Origin of the sequence: Nocardia sp. NPDC006630 (assembly GCF_040611495.1) — a bacterium.
Classification (GTDB): Bacteria; Actinomycetota; Actinomycetes; order Mycobacteriales; family Mycobacteriaceae; genus Nocardia.
The window spans coordinates 401,040-421,063 of the sequence record NZ_JBEXOK010000002.1 but is presented as its reverse complement, the minus strand read 5'-3'; the positions used below and the strand labels follow the sequence as shown (position 1 = coordinate 421,063).

The following is a 20,024-nucleotide window of genomic DNA, read 5'->3' as shown; positions in this document are numbered from 1 at the left end:
ATGGACGGCCTCGACGCTCGTCGGCAGCGACTGATCGAACGGTTTCCCGAGTGGCAGCCGTCTTCGCTGGGGGATTGGCTCGGCACGTGTGCGGCTGAGTACGGTGACCGCCCGCTCGTCATTACCGACGAGCGCACCCTCACCTACCGCGAGACCGCGGAATGGGCTGCCCGCCTGGCCGATGGCCTGGTGGCGCTCGGGGTGCGGCCGGGCGAGCACGTGGGTGTGCTGATGGCCAACTATCCGGAGTTCGTTCCGGTGAAGTTCGCCATCGCACTGGCCGGTGCCGTAGCCATTCCGATGAACTTCCTCTATCGCACCGAGGAATTGGCGTATGTACTCGCGCAGTCGCAGGCCCGGGTACTGATCACCATGACCGGATTCGCCACGCTCGATTACCCGGGCATGCTCGATACCATCGCACCCGGCTGGGAAAACGGCGTGACCGAGCGATTGCCGTTGCTGCGCACCGTGATCCAAGTACCAGCGAACGGCAATGCCCGGACCGGGGTGCGCACGCTATCGGACCTCGAAGCGCTCGGCCTCGCGAATGTGGGTGCCGTCCAGGGCATTTCGGTGGACCCCGCCGAGGTGGGCGATATTCTCTACACCTCCGGCACCACCGGATCGCCGAAGGGCGTCCTGATCACCCATGACGCGGTCCTGCGCACCGGCTACGCCTCGGCGCTGACGCGGGCATTCGGTGACGGGCGGCGAATCCTGTTCTCGCTGCCCTGCTATCACATGTTCGGCTATGTCGAAGGGCTCATCGCGGCGATGATGGTCGGCGGTGCGGTGATCATGCAGGCCGCGTTCGATCCGGTGCAGTATCTGGCCGGGATCGAGGCACATCGGGCCGACGACATCCTCTGCGTGCCGACCATGACCGTCGCGATTCTGGAGCATCCGGACCGGCACACCTACGATCTGTCCTCGCTGTCGGCGGTGTTGTCGGGCGCTGCCCCAGCTCCGGTGTGGCTGTGGGAGCGCGTGCGTGATGAATTGGGTGCGACCGAGATCGTCACCGGATACGGCATGACCGAATGCGGGGGCGCCATGACGCTGACCCGGCCCGAGGATTCCTTCGAACTCACCGCGACCACCGTGGGCAAACCGAAATCGGCTGGGGCAGCTGGACTCTCCGACGGCCTGCTGGTGTGGTATCGCACCGTCGATCCGGCGACCGGTGAGGTATTGCCCGAGGGCGCCGAGGGTGAACTGGTGTCACACGGCCCGACGAGCATGCTGGGATTCTGGGACAAGCCCGAGGAGACCACCCGCGGCCTGCGCGACGGCTGGGTGTACTCGGGAGATCTGGGCCGGGTCCGCCCGGACGGTTATCTCGAGATCACCGGCCGCAGCAAGGAGCTCTACAAGAGCGGCGGTGAACTGGTGATGCCCAAGGAGATCGAGGAACTGCTCACCGCGCACCCAGAGATCAGTCAGGCCTACGCCGTCGGCATTCCCGACGACCGCTGGGGTGAAGCGGGATGCGCCTGTGTGGTGCGCGCACCGGACAGCCTTATCGACACCGATGCTGTGATCGCCCTGTGCAAGGCGCGATTGGCTCGATTCAAAGTACCGAAACATGTTGTGTTCCTGGAGGCTTCGGAATTGCCGACCACGCCGACCGGCAAGGTTCAGAAGTACAAGCTGGTGGCACAGCTCAAACAGCGATTGGAGCAACTATGACGGTCGGAACATGCACGGCCCCACGGGTCGACTACTCCGCGCTCATCGAACCCGAGCGCGTGCACGGCTCGCTGTACACCGACCCGGCAGTCTTCGCCGATGAGCTGGAACGGATCTGGTACGGCGGCTGGGTCTTCGTCGGGCACACCAGTGAGGTGCCGCAGCCGAACGACTACGTGCGCAAGAATATCGGGCCGCAGGACATCATCATGACCCGCGACCGCACCGGCGAGGTGCACCTGCTGGTGAACCGCTGCGCGCACCGCGGCAATCTGGTCTGTGATGCGCCGAGCGGCAATTCCAGCTCGTTCCGCTGCCCGTATCACGGGTGGACCTACCGCAATTCCGGTGAGCTGCTGGGTGCGCCGTTCAACAAGGGTTACGGCGGCAAGGGTGCGCTGGATCTCAGACTCGGTGCGGTGCCGAGGGTCGAGTCCTATCACGGGTTCGTCTTCGGCAGCTTCAATGCCGATGTGCCGCCGCTCGCCGAGCATCTCGGCGGGGCAGCCGGTGAACTCGACCGGCTGGCGCGACTCTCACCCGTGGGCAAGGTGTCCCTGGATGCCGGCTGGCTCAAACACCGCACACACGCGAATTGGAAATTGCTGGCGGAGAACGAAACCGACGGCTACCACCCGCAATTCGTGCACAGCTCGATCTTCTCGGTGACCGGCTCCACCATCGGGCCGCTCTACAGCGACAATTCCAGCGCGGTGACCCGGGCCTTCGGCAACGGGCACAGCGAGAACGACCTGCGCCCCGAGTTCCGCAAGTTCGCCGAGCCCATGCGCTGGTTCGGGACCACCGAATCCCGCGTGCCGGACTATGTGGCCGCGATGCGCGAAAAACACGGCGACGCGGCCGAAGAGATCCTCATCGAGGGCGCGCCGCACGTCATGATCTTCCCGAACCTTTTTGTCGCCGAGATCCAGGTCTTCAATATCCAGCCGATCTCCGAGCGTGAATGCGTCCAATTCTCCACCGCCGTACAGCTCGACGGCGCACCGGAATTGAACAAGCGCATGCTGTCGCAGTCGATCGGATCGGTCGGTCCGGCGGGCATGCTGCTGGCCGATGACACCGAAATGTACGAGCGCAATCAGCGCGGCGTCGAACAGCTGCTGCCCGAATGGCTGGACGTCCGCCGCGGCGTGCAGCGAGAGTCCGATGACGAGAACGGATTCCGCATCGGCGGCGCCACCGACGAGACCGCGATGCGGGCGTTCTGGCAGCACTACAAATCCCTCATGGAGAAGTGATGACCACCATGGAATCCGAGCCCGCTCTCGACTCCTCGGCGCTGATCGATCTTCGCGAAGTCGAGCAATTCCTCTACCGCGAAGCGCGTTTCGCCGACGAGCATCAGTACGACGCGTGGGAAGCGCTGTGGACCGACGATGCGCTGTACTGGGTGCCGGTGGCCGGCTCACTCGCCGACCCGGAGCGGACGGTGTCGGTGATGTACGACAATCGCCGCCGGATCAGCACTCGGCTGGCGCAGCTGCGTACCGGTAAGCGGTATGCGCAATCGCCGCCGTCGAATCTGCGCCGGACCATTTCCAATGTCGAACTGCTCGGCAACGAGGACGGTGATATCGGTGTCGGCGCGAATTTTGTGCTGCTGGAGTCGAAGCCGCGCGGGTTGGTGACCTGGGCGGGCCGGTATCTGTACCGGTTGCGCCGGGTGGAGGGGGAGATCAAGCTGGTCGGCAAGACCGTACTGCTGGTGAACAATGCCGAGGCGCTGCCCACTCTCGGATTCCTGATCTGAGATGGATGGGGTGATCAGCAGCGAATTCGCCGGTGTCCGTGTCGATATCGACCAGGAGGGCAATGGCCCGCGGCTGCGGCTGACGGATCTGAAGTCGGGGCGGGTCCGGTATCTGGATGCTCTCGAACTGGAGACGATCCTCTGGCTGCCGGACGGACGGCTGGAGCAGTTACTCGACCCATCCGCCGATCGCTGGCGTGAGGATCAGCGGTGACGGTGGCGGACATCGACTTTCGCGATATCGTGCGCGCGGGCGACTTCGTGGTGTGGGGTCAGGCCTGCGCGGAGCCGGTGCCGCTCACCGAACGGCTGCTGGCCCAGCGCGCCGAGTTCGGTGGAATCACCTGTTTTCTCGGAATTCCGGTCGCCGATACGGTGACCCCCGAACACGCGGACCATATTCGGTTCGTGGGGTACTGCGGGTCCGGCGGCCACCGCGCGCTGGCCGCCGCCGGGGTGCTCGATATCTATCCGGGCCACTATTCGACATTGCCCGCATACGTCTCGCGGGCGAATGTGGTGCTGGTCCAGTGCGCACCGCCGGATGCCCAGGGACGCTACAGCCTCTCGCTGGCGGATGACTATCTCACCGCTGCAATAGATTCCGCGCGTGTGGTGGTGGCCGAGGTGAATGATCAGGCCCCGGCGACATCGGGTTCCCGGTATCTCACCGCGCGTGATATCGATATCGAGGTCCGGACCTCGCGACCGGTGGTGCAGAGCCTGTCCGCTCCGGCATCACCGGAAGTGACGGCGATCGGCGAGCGCATTGCCGGAGTGGTCCCCGACGGAGCCACCCTGCAATTCGGCATCGGCTCGGTGCCGGAAGCCGTGCTGGGGGCGCTCGGCGAGCACAATGACCTCGGCATCCACTCCGGGATACTCACCGACGCGGTTGTCGACCTGATCGACAAGGGCGTGGTCACCAATGACCGCAAGACCGCCGATCGCGGTGTGTCCGTGGCCGCACTGCTGCTCGGTTCGCAACGGCTGTTCGACCACGCGCACCACAATCCGGCCGTCTCGCTGCGGCCGATCGAGTACACGCACGATCCCGCACGGCTTGCCGCACAACATCGTTTCGTAGCGATCAATTCGGCCATCGAGGTAGATCTCACCGGGCAGGTCAATGCCGAGGTCGCGGGCGGACGCTATGTGGGAGCCGTCGGCGGCGGAGCCGAATTCCTGCGTGGTGCGGCACGATCGGTGGGCGGGGTCCCGATTGTGGCGCTCCCCGCGACGGCGGGCGCCCGCACGCGCATTGTCGATCGGCTGTCCGGCCCGGTGAGCACCGCGCGCAGCGATGCCGGCGTCGTCGTCACCGAATACGGGGTCGCCGATCTGCGCGGGACCACACTGTCCGAGCGCCGGGAACGGCTGCTCGCGATCGCCCACCCCGACCATCGAGAAGCCCTGCGGGCGAAGGAGTTTCCATGCTGAGCCGGTTCGAGGATTCGAGGTCGGCGCGATGAGGCGGGCGGCAATCGTGAATCCGCTGCGCACGCCCGTCGGGACCTTCGGCGGCGCGCTGCGGCCGATGCCCGCCGAGGAGCTGGCGGCCCTGATCATCAAGGCGGTGCTGGCACGCTCTGGCATCGATCCCGCGCGCATCGACGACGTCTCGTTCGCACAGTCGTACACCAACTCCGAGGCGCCCTGCATCGGCCGCTGGGCGGGGTTGGCGGCCGGGCTCCCCATCGAAGTTCCGGGCTTCCAGATCGACCGCCGCTGCGGTGGTGGCCTACAGGCCGTGGTCACCGCGGCGATGATGGTGCAGACCGGCGCAGCCGATGTGGTGCTGGCCGGGGGCGTCGAGAGTATGAGCAATATCGAGTACTACACCCAGGACATGCGGTGGGGCTCGCGTGCGGGCAATGTCGCGTTCTACGACCGGCTGGAACGGGGACGGGAACGCTCCCAGCCCGAGGAGCGGTTCGGGAAGATCAGCGGGATGATCGAGACCGCCGAGAATCTGGCGTCCCGATACAACATCAGCCGGTCGGCGGCCGACGAGTTCGCCGCGCGTAGCCATCAGCGCGCCGCTGCGGCTTGGGCGGCAGGGAAGTTCGACGATGAGGTGGTGCCGGTATCGGTGCCGCAGCGAAAGGGCGAACCCCTTGAATTCACCCGAGACGAGGGCGTGCGCGCCGACTCGACGGCGGACACCCTGGCTCGGCTGCGCACCGTCATGCCGGAGGGCACAGTGACAGCGGGCAATTCGAGTCAGCAGAACGATGCGGCCGCGGCCTGTCTGGTGGTCGCCGAGGACAAGCTCGACGAGCTGGGGCTGGAACCGCTCGGCTATCTGGTCGGCTGGGCGGCGGCCGGCTGCGAGCCCGCCGAGATGGGAATCGGCCCGGTTCCCGCCGTGGCCAAGCTCTTTCAGCGCACCGGGCATACCTTCGACGACATAGACCTGGTGGAAGTCAACGAGGCCTTTGCGGTTCAGGTGCTCGCCGTCATGAAGGGCTGGGGCTTCGATGACATCGACCGCCTGAATGTGAACGGCTCGGGTATCTCGCTCGGACATCCCATCGGCGCGACCGGTGTCCGCATTCTCACCTCCATGCTGCACGAATTACGCAGGAGCGGTGGGCGATACGCACTGGAGACCATGTGCGTCGGCGGTGGCCAGGGTATGGCCGCACTGTTCGAGGCGCCGTGATGAGTTACGGGATCACCGCTTACGGCACGTATCTGCCCGCGCATCGGGTACCGCACGCCGGTATCGGGGCGACACTGGGAACCAACGCGGGCAAGGGTTCTCGTGTTGTGGCGTCCTATGACGAGGACAGCACCACGATGGGTGTGGCGGCCGCCGCAAGCGCGCTGCCCGCGGGAGCCGATGCTGTTGCGCTCTACTTCGCGACCACCACACCGGCGTACGCGGACAAGACCAATGCCACGGCAATCCATGCCGCACTGAACCTTCCGGAGTCCTGCTTCGCCGTCGATCTGGCCGGCTCGGCCCGCAGCGGGGTGGCCGCACTGCGGGCCGCTGCCGCCTCGGGCGGGCTCGCGGTACTCGCCGATGTTCGGGTCGGGCGCCCCGGCTCCGCCGATGAACGCGGCGGTGGTGACGGCGCCGCCGCGTTCCTGTTCGGACCGGACCCGATCGCCGAGATCATTGCCGAATCCAGCATGACCGCGGAGTTTCTGGACCGCTGGCGTGATCCGCTGGCGCAGACCGGAACCCAGTGGGAGGAGCGCTTCGGCGTCCAGCGGTATCAGCCGCTGATCGATCGAGCGGTCTCGGCTGTGCTGGCGGAAGCCGGCATTGCCGAGGCAGACCACGTCGTGCTGGTATCACCGAACCTCGCGGTGGCCAAGCGTGCCGCCTTCGCGCTGCCGGGCAAGCTCAGCACCACGAACTCTCCGATCGGTCACGCGGGCGCCGCGGATATCGGTGTAGCACTGGCGGCGACCCTGGATATCGCCACACCCGGCGAGACGGTGCTGCTGGTCTCGGCCGCTGATGGCTGCGATGCGTGGGTGTTGCGTGTCACCGATCGATTGGCCGAAGGCAGGCAGCGGATTTCGGTGGCGGACCAGCTCGCTGCGGGTACGCCCGTGCCTTACCCGAGCTATCTCGTCTGGCGGGGCATTCTCGATCGCGAACCGCCGCGCCGCCCGGAACCCGACCGGGTTGCCGCACCACCCTCGGCTCGTGCCGTTCGCTGGAAGTACTCCCTCATCGGCAGTCGCTGCGCCGCATGCGATCTGGTGCAGCTGCCACCTGCCCGAATCTGTAAGCGCTGCGGTGCGATCGACGAGCTGACCGCTGTATCCATGGCGTATCGCCAGGCGACGGTCGCCACCTTCACCGTGGACCGTCTCGCCTATTCTCCGGCCCCACCGGTTGTCGAAGCCGTCGTCGATTTCGAGGGCGGCGGCCGCTACACCCTGGAGATCGCCGACGGCGGCGCGGACCGGCTTGCTGTCGGCGCGCGCGTGGAGACGGTGTTCCGGCGGCTGCACAGTGCCGGGGGAGTGCACAACTACTTCTGGAAAGCGCGAGTGATATGAGCAGCAACGGGATTCGGGACAAGGTCGCCATTGTCGGCATGGGCTGCACCCGATTCGGCGAACGCTGGGAGAGCTCGGCGGACGATCTGCTCGTCGATGCCATGGCCGACTGCTTCGACGGCAACCCGAGACTGGACCGTCGCGAGATCGACGCCTACTGGCTCGGCACCCTGGCTACCGGCCAGAGCGGACTCACCGTCAGCAAGCCACTCGGGCTGACCAATATTCCGGTCACTCGCGTCGAAAACTACTGCGCCAGTGGCTCGGAAGCCTTCCGCAATGCCTGCTACGCGGTCGCTTCCGGCGCCTACGATCGCGTGGTCGCCATCGGCGTGGAAAAGCTCAAGGACTCCGGCTTTTCCGGTCTGCTGCGGGGTGATCCGCCCAGTGACGGAACCGCCGCCGAACTGTCCCTGACCGCCCCTGCCGCGTTCTCCCTCCTCGATCCCGCCTACTGCGCCAAGTACGGCGTGGACCCGGTCGCCATGCGTGAGGCGATGACCCACGTCGCGTGGAAGAACCACCATAACGGCGCGCGAAATCCCAAGGCCCAGTTCCGTTCCGAGGTCTCCAAGGAGAAGATCGCCCGTGCCCCGCTGGTCGCCGGACGTCTCGGAGTGTTCGACTGCTCGGGCGTCTCCGACGGCGCGGCCTGCGCGGTTATCGTGCGTGCCGAGGATGCCCTCGACTACACCGACACTCCGCTCTACGTGAAGGGCCTGTCCCTCACCGCGGGGGCGGGACTCGGCGCGGTCGATCCGGAGTACGACTACACCACCTTCCCCGAGGTGGTCGCCTCCGCCTCGGACGCCTATGCCCAGGCCGGTATTGGCGATCCGCGCACCGAACTGTCCTTCGCCGAGGTGCACGACTGCTTCACCCCGACCGAGCTGATCCTGATGGAAGACCTCGGCTTCACCGACCCGGGCCGCGCCTGGAAAGACAGCCTCGCAGGCGATTTCGACCTGACCGGCCGCCTGCCCGTCAATCCCGACGGTGGCCTCAAATCCTTCGGCCACCCGGTGGGCGCCAGCGGCCTGCGCATGCTCTACGAATGCTGGCTGCAATTCCAGGGCGCCGCCGGAGACCGGCAACTCGCGGATCCACGACTTGCCCTGACCCACAACCTCGGTGGCCGCCCCGGCGCCTGCGTCTCCTTCGTCTCGGTCGTCGGCTCGGAACTCGGCTGACGCCGTGCCCGAACACTGAACCGCGGACAACAGCGATCTCAGCTGAAGACACCCTCGAGGCGTCCCCGCTGGCGGCCGCCGCACAAGCCCTCGCGACATTGCGTTCCGGCCCGGAACCCGACCAGATCGGCACGCCGACGGGCTGAGACGTTTTCCAGCTCGTGTGAACGTGCCGACTTCGCTGTCTGCCCTAGACGCGGCGGATGCGGGCCAGCCAGGCGGCGACGTCGACCCGGCCGTTGTGCTGTTCCAGGTGGGCGGCCGCCTCGGCAACCGAATCGGTGACGCGACCGCGGTAGCGGGCCGGGCGCAGGTCTTCCAATTCCCAGCCCTCCGTGAAGGATTCGCGGATCACCGAATCGCTGATGCGGGGACCGAAGCCGGCCTCGCTGTCCGATAGTGCCAGTACGTGCACCAAGCCGTCGGGGCGGCATACGGCGTGCAGGCTGCGGACGTACTCGGCGCGGGCATCGGGGTCGGTTCCGAAGATGTGGAAGAGGGCGCTGTCGACGATGGTGTCGAATACGGGCGCGCCGTCATCGGCGAGAGTCGGCGCCTCGCTCAGGTGTAATGCGTCCGCGACATCGAAACGAGCCTGTGGCACACCCTGTTCCGCGGCATTGCGGCGCGCCCACTCCACCGCGCTGGGGCCAGATCGACGCCCCGGACGTCATATCCCAAGCGTGTCAACAAGATCGTGTGCTCGCCGGCGCCCGTGCCCGGATCGAGCACCCGCCCCCGTATCCACCCCGCCCGCTCCAACTCGACGATCGCGGGCTGCGGCTCGCCGATCACCCACGGTGCGACGCCACTGTCGTAGACGGAATCCCAGAACTCAGCAGGCCTAGTCATACCTCTACTGTGTCCCCTCAACCATGGTTGAGGTCAACCCCGCCGCCGCCGGAATGCTTTTCGCCGCAGGCGTGCGGCGATAGAATTTCAGCATTCGATTTCACGGCTACGGTGGAATGAGTAGGCGAGATGGACGCCCTCCGTGAATGCTGGTCGGCGTCACAGCTTCTTGGCGGCGTGGACAATGATGCTGAAGGTAGACGGCGGTAGCGCTTTCACCGCGGGGACTGCGGGGTGGCGCGCGGGACCGGCTCGGTGGATGTGATGACCGGGGTCGAGGAGGTCGGGGCGCGGTTTGTCGCAGCGCTGGCGCGGGCGGCCGGTTCGGGGAGTCCGCGCGGTGCGGGTCTGCTGAGCGTTGCGTGCGTGCAGGTGCTGCCGGTGACGCGCGCCGCGATCATGATCTGTACCGGGCCGGGCGGGTGGGAGATGCTCGGCGCCTCCGATTCCGAGGCGGCCGACAACGCGCAATTGGAGGCCGCGACCGGGGAGGGTCCGGGTCCGCAGGCTCACCGATACCAGGCACCGGTGCTGGTCCCCGATATCGCGGCGGCGCTGGGGGCGGGTAAGTGGCCGATGCTGGCGGCGGCCGGATTCGCACACAAGGATGGCGGGGTCTTCGCGTTTCCACTGCAATTGGGGGCGATCCGGGTCGGGACACTGGACCTCTACGCCGAAGCCCCCGCCATGCTGGACAAGGCCGGGTTCGCCGCCGCGGTGCAGGTCGCCGAACTGATTACCACCCTATTGCTTTCGGCCACACCGGATCTGCGGCCGGTCTCGCCCGAGCAGCACCGCGCCGATGCGATCGACGTCTTCACACACGCCATCAATGACAGCTATCGGCTCGGGTCGTGGTGGGAGCCGGCGCAGTCGACCCGGGAGATTCATCAGGCCACCGGGATGATCGCCGCACAGTTGGGCACCGATATCACCACGGCCTATGCGCGACTGGTCGGCTACGCGCTGGCCGCGGGCCTGCCGATCGCGCAGGTCAGTGCCGAGGTGGTGGCCCACCGCGTACTCTTCCGCCCCGACGACGGCATGAAACCCGATCCAGGCCCCACTTGAAATTGTTGCGTTACAGGAGGTTCGACACGATGACGGGGCGAGAACGTGCGCTGATCGCGGCGTTCGTGCAGCTGGCCGACACCCTGGTCGCGGACTACGATCCGGTCGAATTGGCCCAGGAGCTGGTCGATGCCGCAGTCGCACTGCTGCCGGTCACCGCCGGTGGTGTGCTGCTCGTCGATTACCGCGACCAGTTGCAGGTGCTGTCCTCCACCAGCGAAGCGGCCAGGCTGCTCGAGCTGTTCGAGCTCCAATCCCGCGCGGGGCCATGCCTGACCGCATTCCGCGACGGGCACGCGGTGCTGGTCGAAGACCTCGATCACGACCAGGATCGGTGGCCCGCCTTCGCCCGGCGAGCGCGCGAGGACGGACTGCGATCGGTCTACGCACTGCCGATGCGGCTGCGCGAGGAACGCATCGGTGCGCTGAACCTGTTCGCCACCAGCCCCGGCCGCCTCGACGAGGACCAGGTCGCGATCGCCCAGGCCCTGGCCGATGTCGCGACCATCGGCATCGTGCATGCCCGCGTACTGGCCGATCACCTCACCGTCGCCGCACACCTGCAGGGCGCGTTGAATACTCGCGTCGTCATCGAACAGGCCAAGGGTCTGCTCGCCGAACACGGCGGCCTCGATATGGACGCCGCTTTCCAGGCGCTGCGCACCCACGCCCGCCACACCAATACCCGCCTGGCCGATCTCGCGCGCGCGGTCATCTCCCGCGAAGTCGATGCCAGCGCTGTGCTGACTCAGCACGCGAGCAGGGACATCGCCGGCGGTATCGGCGCGAATGATGTTGAGCCCGAATAGAGCTCGAGCATCTTGCCAGGCCGGCCAGCTTCAGGAGACCGGCTCGTTGCGGATGACGATCATGGTGACGATCTTGCCGTCGCGGACGGTGAAGTAGTTGGTCAGGATCAGCTCGTCGGGCAGGCCGGTCTTGTCGTACTCACCGTCGTAGCGGGCCCGCACGATCGTGTCACCGTGGTGGTCCAGGATCTCGGTCACCTCCAGGGTGACCTTGTCCCCGACCAGTTCCCGAATCACCCATTCGCGGATCGCCTCGATACCCCAGAACTCCCGGCGCACGTCATTGACCAGGGCGTCCTCGGCGAAGGTCGACACGATGGCGTCGGTATCGAAGGCGTTCACCGCCTTGACGTGCTCGGCCAGGACTCCGGTGAGGGTGGTGACGGTCATGATGGTTCTCCTCGGTCGGTGCCGCCGGGGTCCGGCGGCCTCGGTGTTCACCCTCGCCCTTCCGGTAGGGGGAGGGTCAACACACACGTCGCGATTCGACCCTCCGGTAACCGGAGGAACGACACTGGAACCATGAACGCGGGACTCACGGTCGGGGACTTCTCTCGAATGACGCACCTGAGCGTCAAGACGCTGCACCACTACCACCAGGTGGGCCTGCTGGAACCGGCCCAGATCGATTCGCGCAACGGTTACCGCTACTACTCCGTCGATCAGATCCCCGCCGCACAGGTGATCCGCCGCCTGCGTGACCTGAATATGCCCATCCCCGGCGTGAAAGCCGTACTCGCAGCCCCGGATTCCACGAGCCGCAATGCCTTGATAGCCGGGCACCTGGATCGCCTCGAAACCGAACTGGCCCAGACCCGTGAGGCGGTCAGCTCCCTGCGCAACCTTCTCACCCACCCTCCGGCCCAACCGTCCGTCGAGCACCGCACGGTCCCGGCGACCCCCGCCGTCGCCATCCGGCAACTCGTCGACCGCCACGACATTCTGGCCTGGTGGCGCAACGCGCTCGATGAACTCCATGCCACCGTCCGCGCACAGCACCTCACGCCGACCGGACCCAGCGGCGGCCTGTTCACCAGCGGCCTCTACCAACACGACCGAGGAGAGGCGACCGTGTTCATCCCCGTCCACGGCGCCGTGCGCACCGTCGGCCGAGCCGAACCCTTCCTGGTCCCACCGGCGGAACTGGCGATCATCACCCACCACGGTCCCCTCGACAGCGTGGATATCACCTACGGCGAACTCGGCTCCTACGCCACCCGCCACGAAATCAGCGTCGAAGGATCACTGCGCGAGTACTACCGCCGCGGCGCCCACGACGGTGCCGCCCCCGACTCCTGGGAAACCGACATCGGCTGGCCGATCTTCCGCGCCGACCGGGACCACTGAAACGCCACCGAACCACCGGACCGGGAGTCAGCATCGGTCGTCGAAGAGCACTTCGGCGAAGGCGTTGCTGGTGTTCGCGGTGGCGCGGGCTGTCAGGGTCGCGGTGTCCGGGCCGGTCATAGTGCCGGACAACAGTATTCGATTGCCGAGGAACACCGGGTGCTGTAAGCGGTAGGTCAGGGATTGGATTCGGCGGTGCGGCCGGTGTTTTCGGGCCAGTTCCAGGAGTAGCAGGATCAGGAGGGGGCCGTGTACGACGAGGGCGGGGTAACCCTCGGTTTCGCGGGTGTAGGGCTCGTCGTAGTGGATGCGGTGGGCGTTGGCTGTCAGGGCGCTGAAGCGGAACAGGAGGGTGGGGGAGAGATCGGGCTCGGATTGCCAAGGGGCCGTGGAGGGTTGCGGGGCGGGGGTGGTGGTGGGGAAGTGGCGGGGTGTGCCGGGGCCGCTGCGGTAGACCAGGTCCTGTTCTTCGGTCAGGCGGGGGGTGCCTGCCTGGCTGTAGTCCGTGCGGATCGTCACGAAGGCGAGTTCGCCGGACTTTCCTTGTTTGACAGCTACTTTCGATACCCGTGAGATGCGTTCGGCCGGTTGTCCGATGTCCAGCGGCTGGGTGATCTGCAGGCGTCCGCCGGCGAACATGCGCCGCCGGTCCGGAATCGGCGGCAGGAAGCCGCGATTCGTGGGGTGTCCGTCCGTGCCGAGTTCGCGCTGTGCGGGCCAGTCGAGGAAGTGGAACCAATGCCACAGCGGGGGGAGTGGGGTCGGCGCTGCGGGGAGGTCGAGGAGTGCGGCGAAGCGCGTGGACTCCCGTGCGGACATCTCGTCGTGCTCGACGACGGGGTCCGGTTGCCAGTGCGCGAGATAGCTCTCCAGTCCACTCATGATTCCTCGATCCTCTCCTACCTTGACCCTGCGGTTTTGTTTAATCTATATTAAATTCGAATCGGAGGGAGCGAGTGTGATCTCGTACGACGTGCAGGACGGCATCGGATACGTCCGGCTGGACCGCCCACAGGCCCGCAACGCCTTGAGCAAGGAGATGGGGGAGGCGCTGCTGGAGGTGGCGACGGTCATTGCCGGTGACGAGAGTCTGCGCGGGGTGCTGATCACCGGCAATGGGCCCACGTTCAGCGTCGGCGGCGATATCGGCGCGTTCGCCGAGGGCGCCGCGAATCTGCCGGACACGCTCGCCCGGATGGCGCTGCTCATGCACGACGCCATCCGCATCCTCGCCCGCGTCGAGGTGCCGATCGTCACTGCCGTACACGGCGCGTGTGCCGGTGGTGCGCTCGCCCTGCTGTACCCGGCCGATATCACCCTCGCCGCCGCGGGTACGAAATTCGCCACCGGATTCGGCCGGATCGGCATTACCGCCGACTCCGGAAATACCTGGTACCTACCGAAATTCATCGGAATCCGGCGCGCCACCGAAATGCTCTTCGAAGATCGCGTCATCGATGCCGAGACCGCCGCCGACTGGGGGCTGATCAATCGGGTCGTGCCTGCCGACCGGCTCGCCGACGAGGCGGAAGCGGTGGTGCGCAAGCTCGCCGCCGGTGCGACCCGCGGCTATGGCGAAATGCGCCGCCTGCTGCACAACTCCTGGACCACCAATCTCGATCAGGCACTGTCGGAGGAGACCGCCGCGCTGCGCCGCATTGCCCGGACCGCCGACGCCCCGGCCGCCATCAACAGCTTCCTCGCCAAACGGCAGCCGACCTTCACCGGAAAGTGAGCACAACTGTGTCCGCATTCGTCGTCGATTCCGACGAGCACAAACTACTGCGCGAGAGCGCGGGCAAGATCGCGGCCAGATACGGCCAGGAGTACTTTCTGGAGCGATCTCGCGCACAGGGCAAGGTCGACGAGCTCTGGGCCGATCTCGGTCAGGCCGGACTGCTGGGCATGCATCTGCCTGAGGAATACGGTGGCGGCGGCGCGGGGATGTCCGAGCTGCTGATCGTCATCGAAGAGCTTGCCGCGCACGGTATTCCACTGCTGCTGACGGTCATCTCGCCCGCGATCTGTGGTTCGATTCTCGCCGCGCACGGTTCGGCGGAGATGAAATCCCAGTGGCTTCCGGGCATTGCCGACGGCACGAAGAAGATGGCCTTCGGACTCACCGAGCCGGATGCCGGCTCCAACAGCCACAATGTCAGCACCACCGCCCGGCGCGACGGTGACGGCTGGCTGATTTCCGGTGGCAAGTACTTCATCTCGGCCATCGACGAGGCGGACGCGGTGCTGATCGTCGCGCGCGATCAGGAATTCGTCGGCGATTCCCGCTCACCGCTGTCGATGTTCGTGGTGCCTGCCGATTCTCCCGGTCTGACCCTGCAGCCGCTGCCGACGGCGGTGGTCTCACCGGACGGGCAGTTCACCGTCTTCCTGGACGAGGTCCGGGTGGAGCCTGAGGCCTTGATCGGCAAGGCGGGCAATGGTTTACGCCAGGTCTTCGCCGGGCTGAACCCGGAACGTATTCTCGCGGCGGGCATCAGCAATGGCATCGGCCGCTTCGCCATCACCAAGGCCGTTGCCTATGCTCGCGATCGCAAGGTGTGGAATATGCCCATCGGTGCGCACCAGGGCATTTCGCATCCGCTGGCCGAGGCGCATATCGCCGTGGAGCTCGCCCGGCTTGCGACCTATCGCGCGGCCGAACTGTTCGATGCCGGACAACCCGCCGCCGAAGCCGCCAATATCGCCAAGCTCGCCGCCGCGGACGCCTCGCTGCGGGCGCTCGATCAATCGATCCAGACCCACGGCGGCAATGGCCTGTCCAAGGAGTACGGCCTGGCCGAACTCTGGTTCTCTGCACGCCTGCTCAAGACCGCGCCGGTCAGCCGGGAGATGGTCCTCAATTTTGTCGCGCAGACCAGCCTGAAACTGCCCGCGTCCTACTGATTCAGCAAGGGAGACAAGAACAATGCCCGGAGTAACCGATCGTGTCATCGTCGTCACGGGAGCCGGGGGCGGACTCGGCCGCGAGTACGCCCTGCTACTGGCGCGGGAGGGCGCGCTGGTCGTGGTGAACGACCTGGGCGGCGCCCGTGACGGCTCGGGTGCCGGTCATTCGATGGCCGATACCGTCGTCGAGGAGATTCGCGCCGCGGGCGGGACCGCCGTCGCGAACTACGACAGCATCGCGACCGAGGAGGGGGCGGCCGCGCTGATCAAAACCGCGGTGGACGCCTTCGGGACTGTGCACGGGGTGGTCAACAATGCGGGCATTCTGCGTGATGGCTCGTTCGCCAAGATGACCACCGAGAACTGGGAATCGGTGCAGCGCGTACACCTTTGGGGCGCGTACTTCGTCACGCGCGCCGCATGGCCGTACTTCCGTGAGCAGAGCCACGGCCGCGTCGTGATGGCCACCTCGACCAGCGGTCTGTTCGGCAACTTCGGTCAGGCCAACTACGGTGCCGCCAAGCTCGGTCTGGTCGGACTGATCAATACGCTCGCGATCGAGGGCGCCAGAAACAATATTCTCGCGAATGCCGTTGCGCCGCTGGCGGCCACGCGCATGACCGAGGACATCGCGCCCAAGGAGATGCTGGACAAGCTGCCGCCCGCATACGTCGCCGGAGTCGTCGGGTATCTGATGAGCGATGAATGCTCCGACACCGCAACGGTTGTTGTTGCCGGCGGCGGGCGCGTGCAGCGGGTCGCGCAGTTCCAGAACAAGGGCGCGGTGTTCACCGCGCCGCCGAGCATCGACGAGGTCGCCGCGCAGTGGGGCGAGATCACCGATATGTCGGGCGCGGAGCTCGGCATCAACCCGCTCGGCTGAGCCGGAGGACTTCACATGACCGAAAACAATTGGGATGCACTGGTTGTCGGCGCGGGTGCGGGTGGACTCTTCGCCGCGGCACGGCTGACGCACCTGGGCTACAAGACGCTGGTCGTCGAGCGACTGGACAAGGTCGGCGGCCGTGCCTCCACGGATGAGATCGATGGCTTCAAGGTCAATAACGGCGCCATCGTGATCGAACTCGACGGCATCACCGAGGAGACCTTCGACGAGGTCGGCGCGAAATTCGATATCCGCCGCCCCGAACCGCCGATTCTCTACCGCATCGGCGGCAAGGATGTCGACGTCACCGGCGGCGGCTGGGGCTTCCTGCTGTCCAAACTGACCCGCCAGGGCGCGAAGCTGGTCAAGGGCCTCGGCGCCGCGCGCAATGACAGCGGCCTGCCCGAGGCCGAATTGTCCACGGCCGCCTGGGTTGCCAAGTACACGAAGAACGAAGCCGTGCACGGCATCTTCCGCAATATGTGCGGCTCGGTATTCGCGGTCGGCTCCGAGGAACTGCCCGCCCGGGTGTTCCTCACCTACTTCACCCGCAAGAGCGCATTCAAGAAGTTCGGCTTCAGTCCCGACGGCACCCTCGGCGTCTGGAAATCGCTGGCCGAGGTCATCGAAAGCAATGGCGGCGCGATCTGGCTCGGCAGTGAGGTCAAGTCGCTGACACTCACCGGCGGCGTGATCTCCGGCGCCGTTGTCGAGCGGGCAGGCGAAACCGTCGAGATCTCCAGCCGTTTCACGGTCAGCGATATCGGCCCCTTCGCCACCCTCGATCTTGTCGGCCGGGCCAACCTTCCGGCCGAGTACGTCGAGACCGTGGAGACGGGCAACAACCCCTGCGGCATGATCTCGGTGAACTTCGCCGCCCAGCGCAAACTGGTGCAGTCCCCGGGATTGCTCAGCTTCGCCCAGACCCGAAGGCTGTGCTACGTAGCGAATTTCAGCGAGCTGTGCCCGGAGATGTCCCCCGAGGGCTGGTACCTCTACCAGGGCACCGCAGTCCCGAAACCCGCCGTCGGCGACTTCGACGAGGCTTCGGAAACCGAACTGCTACTGCAGGATCTGCGCGATGAGATCGAAGGCTTCGACGAGGCCCGCATCCTCTCGATCAATGTCACCCGCGACGGCTGGCCGCCCCAGCGCGCGGTAGCCGGTTTCGACCTCCCCCACGACACCCCGATCGCCAATCTCTGGAATGTCGGTGACGCGGTCAAGGAATACGCCAATGGCGGCACCACCGCCTGCGCCGAGACGGCCAAGATCGTCGTGGACAAGATCCGCGACGCTCACCCGGTGACAGCGAACTGATCTGAAAGAGCCCCTGGCCCAACCGGACCAGGGGCTCTTCGCTGAGCGCGCGAAGCCTTGCTCAGTGCGGCAGGCCGCCGCGGCTGATGAGTTGATTGACGATCACATTGCGCTGGATCTCATTGGTGCCCTCGCCGACGATCATCAGGGGTGCGTCGCGGAAGTAGCGTTCCACGTCGTATTCGGTGGAGTAGCCGTAGCCGCCGTGGATGCGGACCGCGTCGAGGGCGATCTCCATGGCCACCTCGGAGGCGAACAGTTTGGCCATGCCCGCCTCCATATCGCAGCGGGCGCCGGATTCGAAGCGATCGGCGGCGTGCAGTACCAATTGTCTTGCGGCCGTGAGCTTTGTGGCCATATCGGCGAGGTAGTTGCCGATCGACTGGTGCTTCCAGATCGGCTTGCCGAAGGACTGGCGATCCTGTGCGTACCGCAGTGCGTCGTCGAAGGCCGCCTGCGCGACACCCAGTGCGCGGGAGGCGACTTGGATGCGGCCCGTTTCGAGGCCCTTCATCATTTGGGCGAAACCCTGGCCCTCCACACCGCCCAGTACCGAATCCAGGGGTGTGCGGTAGCCGTCGAAGGACAGCTCGCAGCTCTCGACACCCTTGTAGCCGAGTTTCGGCAGGTCCCGCGAGACGGTGAGACCCGGGCCGTGCTCAACGAGCAGGATGCTGACACCCTGATGGCGCGGCTGCGCCTTCGGGTCCGTCTTGCACAGCAGCGCAATCAGTTTCGAATGCCGGGCATTGCTGATCCAGGTCTTGGCGCCGGAGATGACGTACTCCTCGCCCTCCCGGCGCGCCACCGTGGTGATGGCCTGCAGATCGGATCCGCCACCGGGTTCGGTGAGGGCCATGGTCGCGCGGACCTCGCCGGTCGCCATCGCGGGCAGATAGCGTTGCTTCTGCTCTTCGGTCCCGAAGGCCAGCAGCAGCTTCGCCACCACGGTGTGACCGCCCATCGCGCCGGCCAGGCTCATCCAGCCGCGTGCCAGCTCCTCGGTGACCCCGACATAGCAGGGCATCGAAACCGGTGCTCCGCCATAGGATTCCGGCACCGCCAGCCCGTAGATTCCCAGCTGTTTCATCTGCTCGATGAGTGCCTCGGGGTAGGTGTTGTTCTTCTCGAGATCGTGGACGACCGGCCGGACCTCCCGGTCGACGAATTCGCGGACGGTCTTGACGACGATCTGTTCGTCATCGGAAAGGCTTGACACCGTTGTCCCTCCAGCACCTGGACTATTTACTTTAATATAGATTAAAATATGTACCATGCAAAGCAGCGAGTGGCAGGCGATCCGCTGCCTGGTGTCGGTTCCCGCCTCCCGCCCCGCCCTGATCGCAAAGGCGAGGGCGGCGAATGCCGATGCGGTGCTGATCGACCTGGAGGACGCGGTCGCGCCGGGGGATAAGGACACCGCCCGCCACGCTGTCGCCGATATCGCCGGTGCGAGGCCGACAATCGTGCGAGTCAACGCGGTCGGTACGCCGTGGTGTCATCAGGATGTTCTGGCCTGCGCTGTGCCCGGCGGACCGGACGCGATCATGCTGCCGAAAGTGGAGTATCCCGGTGACCTGGAATTCCTCGATCGCCTGCTCTCCGGCGCCGAGGCGCTATCCGGTCGAACGACTCCGCTGGCGGTGCTGGCGCTGATCGAAAGCGCGACCGGACTGGCCAATGTGCGGGAGATCGCCGCGACCTCGGATCGGACCGGTGCACTGGTGCTCGGATACGCCGACCTCGGTGCCTCCCTCGGCCGCTCGACCGCACGGCGGGCACACCGATGGCTCTATGCCCAGGAGGCGGTGTTGACTGCCGCCCGCTCCGCAGACCTGGCCGCCCTCGACGGGCCCTACCTCGGCGTCGCTGATGACGATGAGCTCCGCGAATCCGCGGAACATGCGGCGGCTCTCGGCTTCGACGGCAAATGGGTCATTCACCCGCGCCAGATCGAGACCGTCACAGCTGTTTTCACGCCGAGCGCAGGGGAGATCGCGCAGGCGCGCGCCACCGTCGATGCCCTCGCCGCGGCGCGGACGACCAACCGTGGGGCCATAGCGCTCGACGGGCGAATGATCGACGAAGCGCTGGCGGTTTCGGCGCGACGCCTGCTCGCCCGCGCCGGCGAACGACTCGGCTCGGCGTGAAAG

At 66.3% G+C, this 20,024-nt stretch carries 19 protein-coding genes and 1 pseudogene; 16 read left to right on the top strand and 4 right to left on the bottom strand.

The window, feature by feature from the left end:
- Genes ABZX86_RS06290 through ABZX86_RS06255 form a run of 8 tightly spaced genes read left to right on the top strand, consistent with a single transcriptional unit; the run spans position 1 to position 8,679 of the window.
- Positions 1-1,692, top strand: a complete 1,692-nt coding sequence (locus tag ABZX86_RS06290) for an AMP-binding protein (RefSeq protein WP_355121291.1) — start codon at positions 1-3, stop codon at positions 1,690-1,692.
- Positions 1,689-2,951: an aromatic ring-hydroxylating dioxygenase subunit alpha gene (locus ABZX86_RS06285; protein ID WP_355120601.1), complete on the top strand. Its 1,263-nt coding sequence runs from the start codon at positions 1,689-1,691 to the stop codon at positions 2,949-2,951. Before ABZX86_RS06290 ends, ABZX86_RS06285 begins: the two co-directional genes overlap by 4 nt.
- Positions 2,951-3,463, top strand: a complete 513-nt coding sequence (locus ABZX86_RS06280) for an aromatic-ring-hydroxylating dioxygenase subunit beta (protein ID WP_355120599.1) — start codon at positions 2,951-2,953, stop codon at positions 3,461-3,463. The genes ABZX86_RS06285 and ABZX86_RS06280 overlap by 1 nt, the downstream gene beginning before the upstream one ends.
- Before the next feature lies 1 nt (position 3,464).
- Positions 3,465-3,677, top strand: a complete 213-nt coding sequence (locus ABZX86_RS06275; RefSeq protein ID WP_355120597.1) for a hypothetical protein — start codon at positions 3,465-3,467, stop codon at positions 3,675-3,677.
- Positions 3,674-4,903 carry an acetyl-CoA hydrolase/transferase C-terminal domain-containing protein gene (locus tag ABZX86_RS06270; protein WP_355120595.1) on the top strand — a complete coding sequence of 410 codons (1,230 nt, stop codon included), beginning with the start codon at positions 3,674-3,676 and terminating at the stop codon, positions 4,901-4,903. The genes ABZX86_RS06275 and ABZX86_RS06270 overlap by 4 nt, the downstream gene beginning before the upstream one ends.
- 28 nt (positions 4,904-4,931) lie before the next feature.
- Positions 4,932-6,128, top strand: a complete 1,197-nt coding sequence (locus tag ABZX86_RS06265; protein ID WP_355120593.1) for an acetyl-CoA C-acetyltransferase — start codon at positions 4,932-4,934, stop codon at positions 6,126-6,128.
- Complete coding sequence (locus tag ABZX86_RS06260; RefSeq protein ID WP_355120591.1) at positions 6,128-7,489, top strand: OB-fold domain-containing protein; 1,362 nt, start codon at positions 6,128-6,130, stop codon at positions 7,487-7,489. Before ABZX86_RS06265 ends, ABZX86_RS06260 begins: the two co-directional genes overlap by 1 nt.
- Positions 7,486-8,679 carry an acetyl-CoA acetyltransferase gene (locus tag ABZX86_RS06255; RefSeq protein WP_355120589.1) on the top strand — a complete coding sequence of 398 codons (1,194 nt, stop codon included), beginning with the start codon at positions 7,486-7,488 and terminating at the stop codon, positions 8,677-8,679. The genes ABZX86_RS06260 and ABZX86_RS06255 overlap by 4 nt, the downstream gene beginning before the upstream one ends.
- A 190-nt stretch (positions 8,680-8,869) precedes the next feature.
- Here the strand turns inward: ABZX86_RS06255 and ABZX86_RS06250 are convergent.
- Positions 8,870-9,531: pseudogene (locus ABZX86_RS06250) on the bottom strand (class I SAM-dependent methyltransferase).
- A 234-nt stretch (positions 9,532-9,765) separates the two neighbouring features.
- On the opposite strand from ABZX86_RS06250, the gene ABZX86_RS06245 reads away from it, so the two are divergent.
- Positions 9,766-10,602, top strand: coding sequence for an ANTAR domain-containing protein (locus ABZX86_RS06245; RefSeq protein WP_355120587.1), 837 nt, complete (start codon positions 9,766-9,768; stop codon positions 10,600-10,602).
- Between the two features lie 29 nt (positions 10,603-10,631).
- The gene (locus ABZX86_RS06240) at positions 10,632-11,411 is read left to right on the top strand and encodes a GAF and ANTAR domain-containing protein (RefSeq protein ID WP_355120585.1); all 780 of its coding nucleotides are present in this window, start codon (positions 10,632-10,634) and stop codon (positions 11,409-11,411) included.
- Positions 11,412-11,441: 30 nt separating this feature from the next.
- On the opposite strand, the gene ABZX86_RS06235 is transcribed toward ABZX86_RS06240, so the two are convergent.
- Positions 11,442-11,801 (bottom strand): nuclear transport factor 2 family protein, encoded by a 360-nt coding sequence (locus ABZX86_RS06235; RefSeq protein ID WP_355120583.1) that lies wholly within the window; start codon positions 11,799-11,801, stop codon positions 11,442-11,444.
- A 132-nt stretch (positions 11,802-11,933) separates the two neighbouring features.
- On the opposite strand from ABZX86_RS06235, the gene ABZX86_RS06230 reads away from it, so the two are divergent.
- Positions 11,934-12,758, top strand: a complete 825-nt coding sequence (locus ABZX86_RS06230) for a MerR family transcriptional regulator (protein ID WP_355120581.1) — start codon at positions 11,934-11,936, stop codon at positions 12,756-12,758.
- 27 nt (positions 12,759-12,785) lie between these two features.
- Here the strand turns inward: ABZX86_RS06230 and ABZX86_RS06225 are convergent, their stop codons facing one another.
- Positions 12,786-13,640: a hypothetical protein gene (locus ABZX86_RS06225; RefSeq protein WP_355120579.1), complete on the bottom strand. Its 855-nt coding sequence runs from the start codon at positions 13,638-13,640 to the stop codon at positions 12,786-12,788.
- A gap of 76 nt (positions 13,641-13,716) precedes the next feature.
- Between ABZX86_RS06225 and ABZX86_RS06220 the strand changes: the two genes are divergently transcribed.
- From ABZX86_RS06220 to ABZX86_RS06205, 4 genes are read left to right on the top strand one after another with little or no spacing between them, the layout of a single operon-like run.
- A complete protein-coding gene (locus tag ABZX86_RS06220) occupies positions 13,717-14,493 on the top strand; it encodes an enoyl-CoA hydratase-related protein (RefSeq protein ID WP_355120577.1) in 777 nt (258 codons plus the stop codon).
- Between the two features lie 8 nt (positions 14,494-14,501).
- Complete coding sequence (locus ABZX86_RS06215) at positions 14,502-15,662, top strand: acyl-CoA dehydrogenase family protein (protein ID WP_355120575.1); 1,161 nt, start codon at positions 14,502-14,504, stop codon at positions 15,660-15,662.
- Between the two features lie 22 nt (positions 15,663-15,684).
- The gene (locus tag ABZX86_RS06210) at positions 15,685-16,548 is read left to right on the top strand and encodes an SDR family oxidoreductase (protein ID WP_355120573.1); all 864 of its coding nucleotides are present in this window, start codon (positions 15,685-15,687) and stop codon (positions 16,546-16,548) included.
- A 15-nt stretch (positions 16,549-16,563) separates the two neighbouring features.
- Positions 16,564-17,871 carry an NAD(P)-binding protein gene (locus ABZX86_RS06205; protein ID WP_355120571.1) on the top strand — a complete coding sequence of 436 codons (1,308 nt, stop codon included), beginning with the start codon at positions 16,564-16,566 and terminating at the stop codon, positions 17,869-17,871.
- A gap of 61 nt (positions 17,872-17,932) precedes the next feature.
- Here ABZX86_RS06205 and ABZX86_RS06200 read toward each other — a convergent pair whose 3' ends face one another.
- Complete coding sequence (locus ABZX86_RS06200; RefSeq protein WP_355120569.1) at positions 17,933-19,090, bottom strand: acyl-CoA dehydrogenase family protein; 1,158 nt, start codon at positions 19,088-19,090, stop codon at positions 17,933-17,935.
- A gap of 55 nt (positions 19,091-19,145) precedes the next feature.
- Here ABZX86_RS06200 and ABZX86_RS06195 point away from each other — a divergent pair, with 55 nt between their 5' ends.
- A complete protein-coding gene (locus ABZX86_RS06195) occupies positions 19,146-20,021 on the top strand; it encodes a CoA ester lyase (protein WP_355120567.1) in 876 nt (291 codons plus the stop codon).
- Positions 20,022-20,024 lie beyond the last annotated feature (3 nt).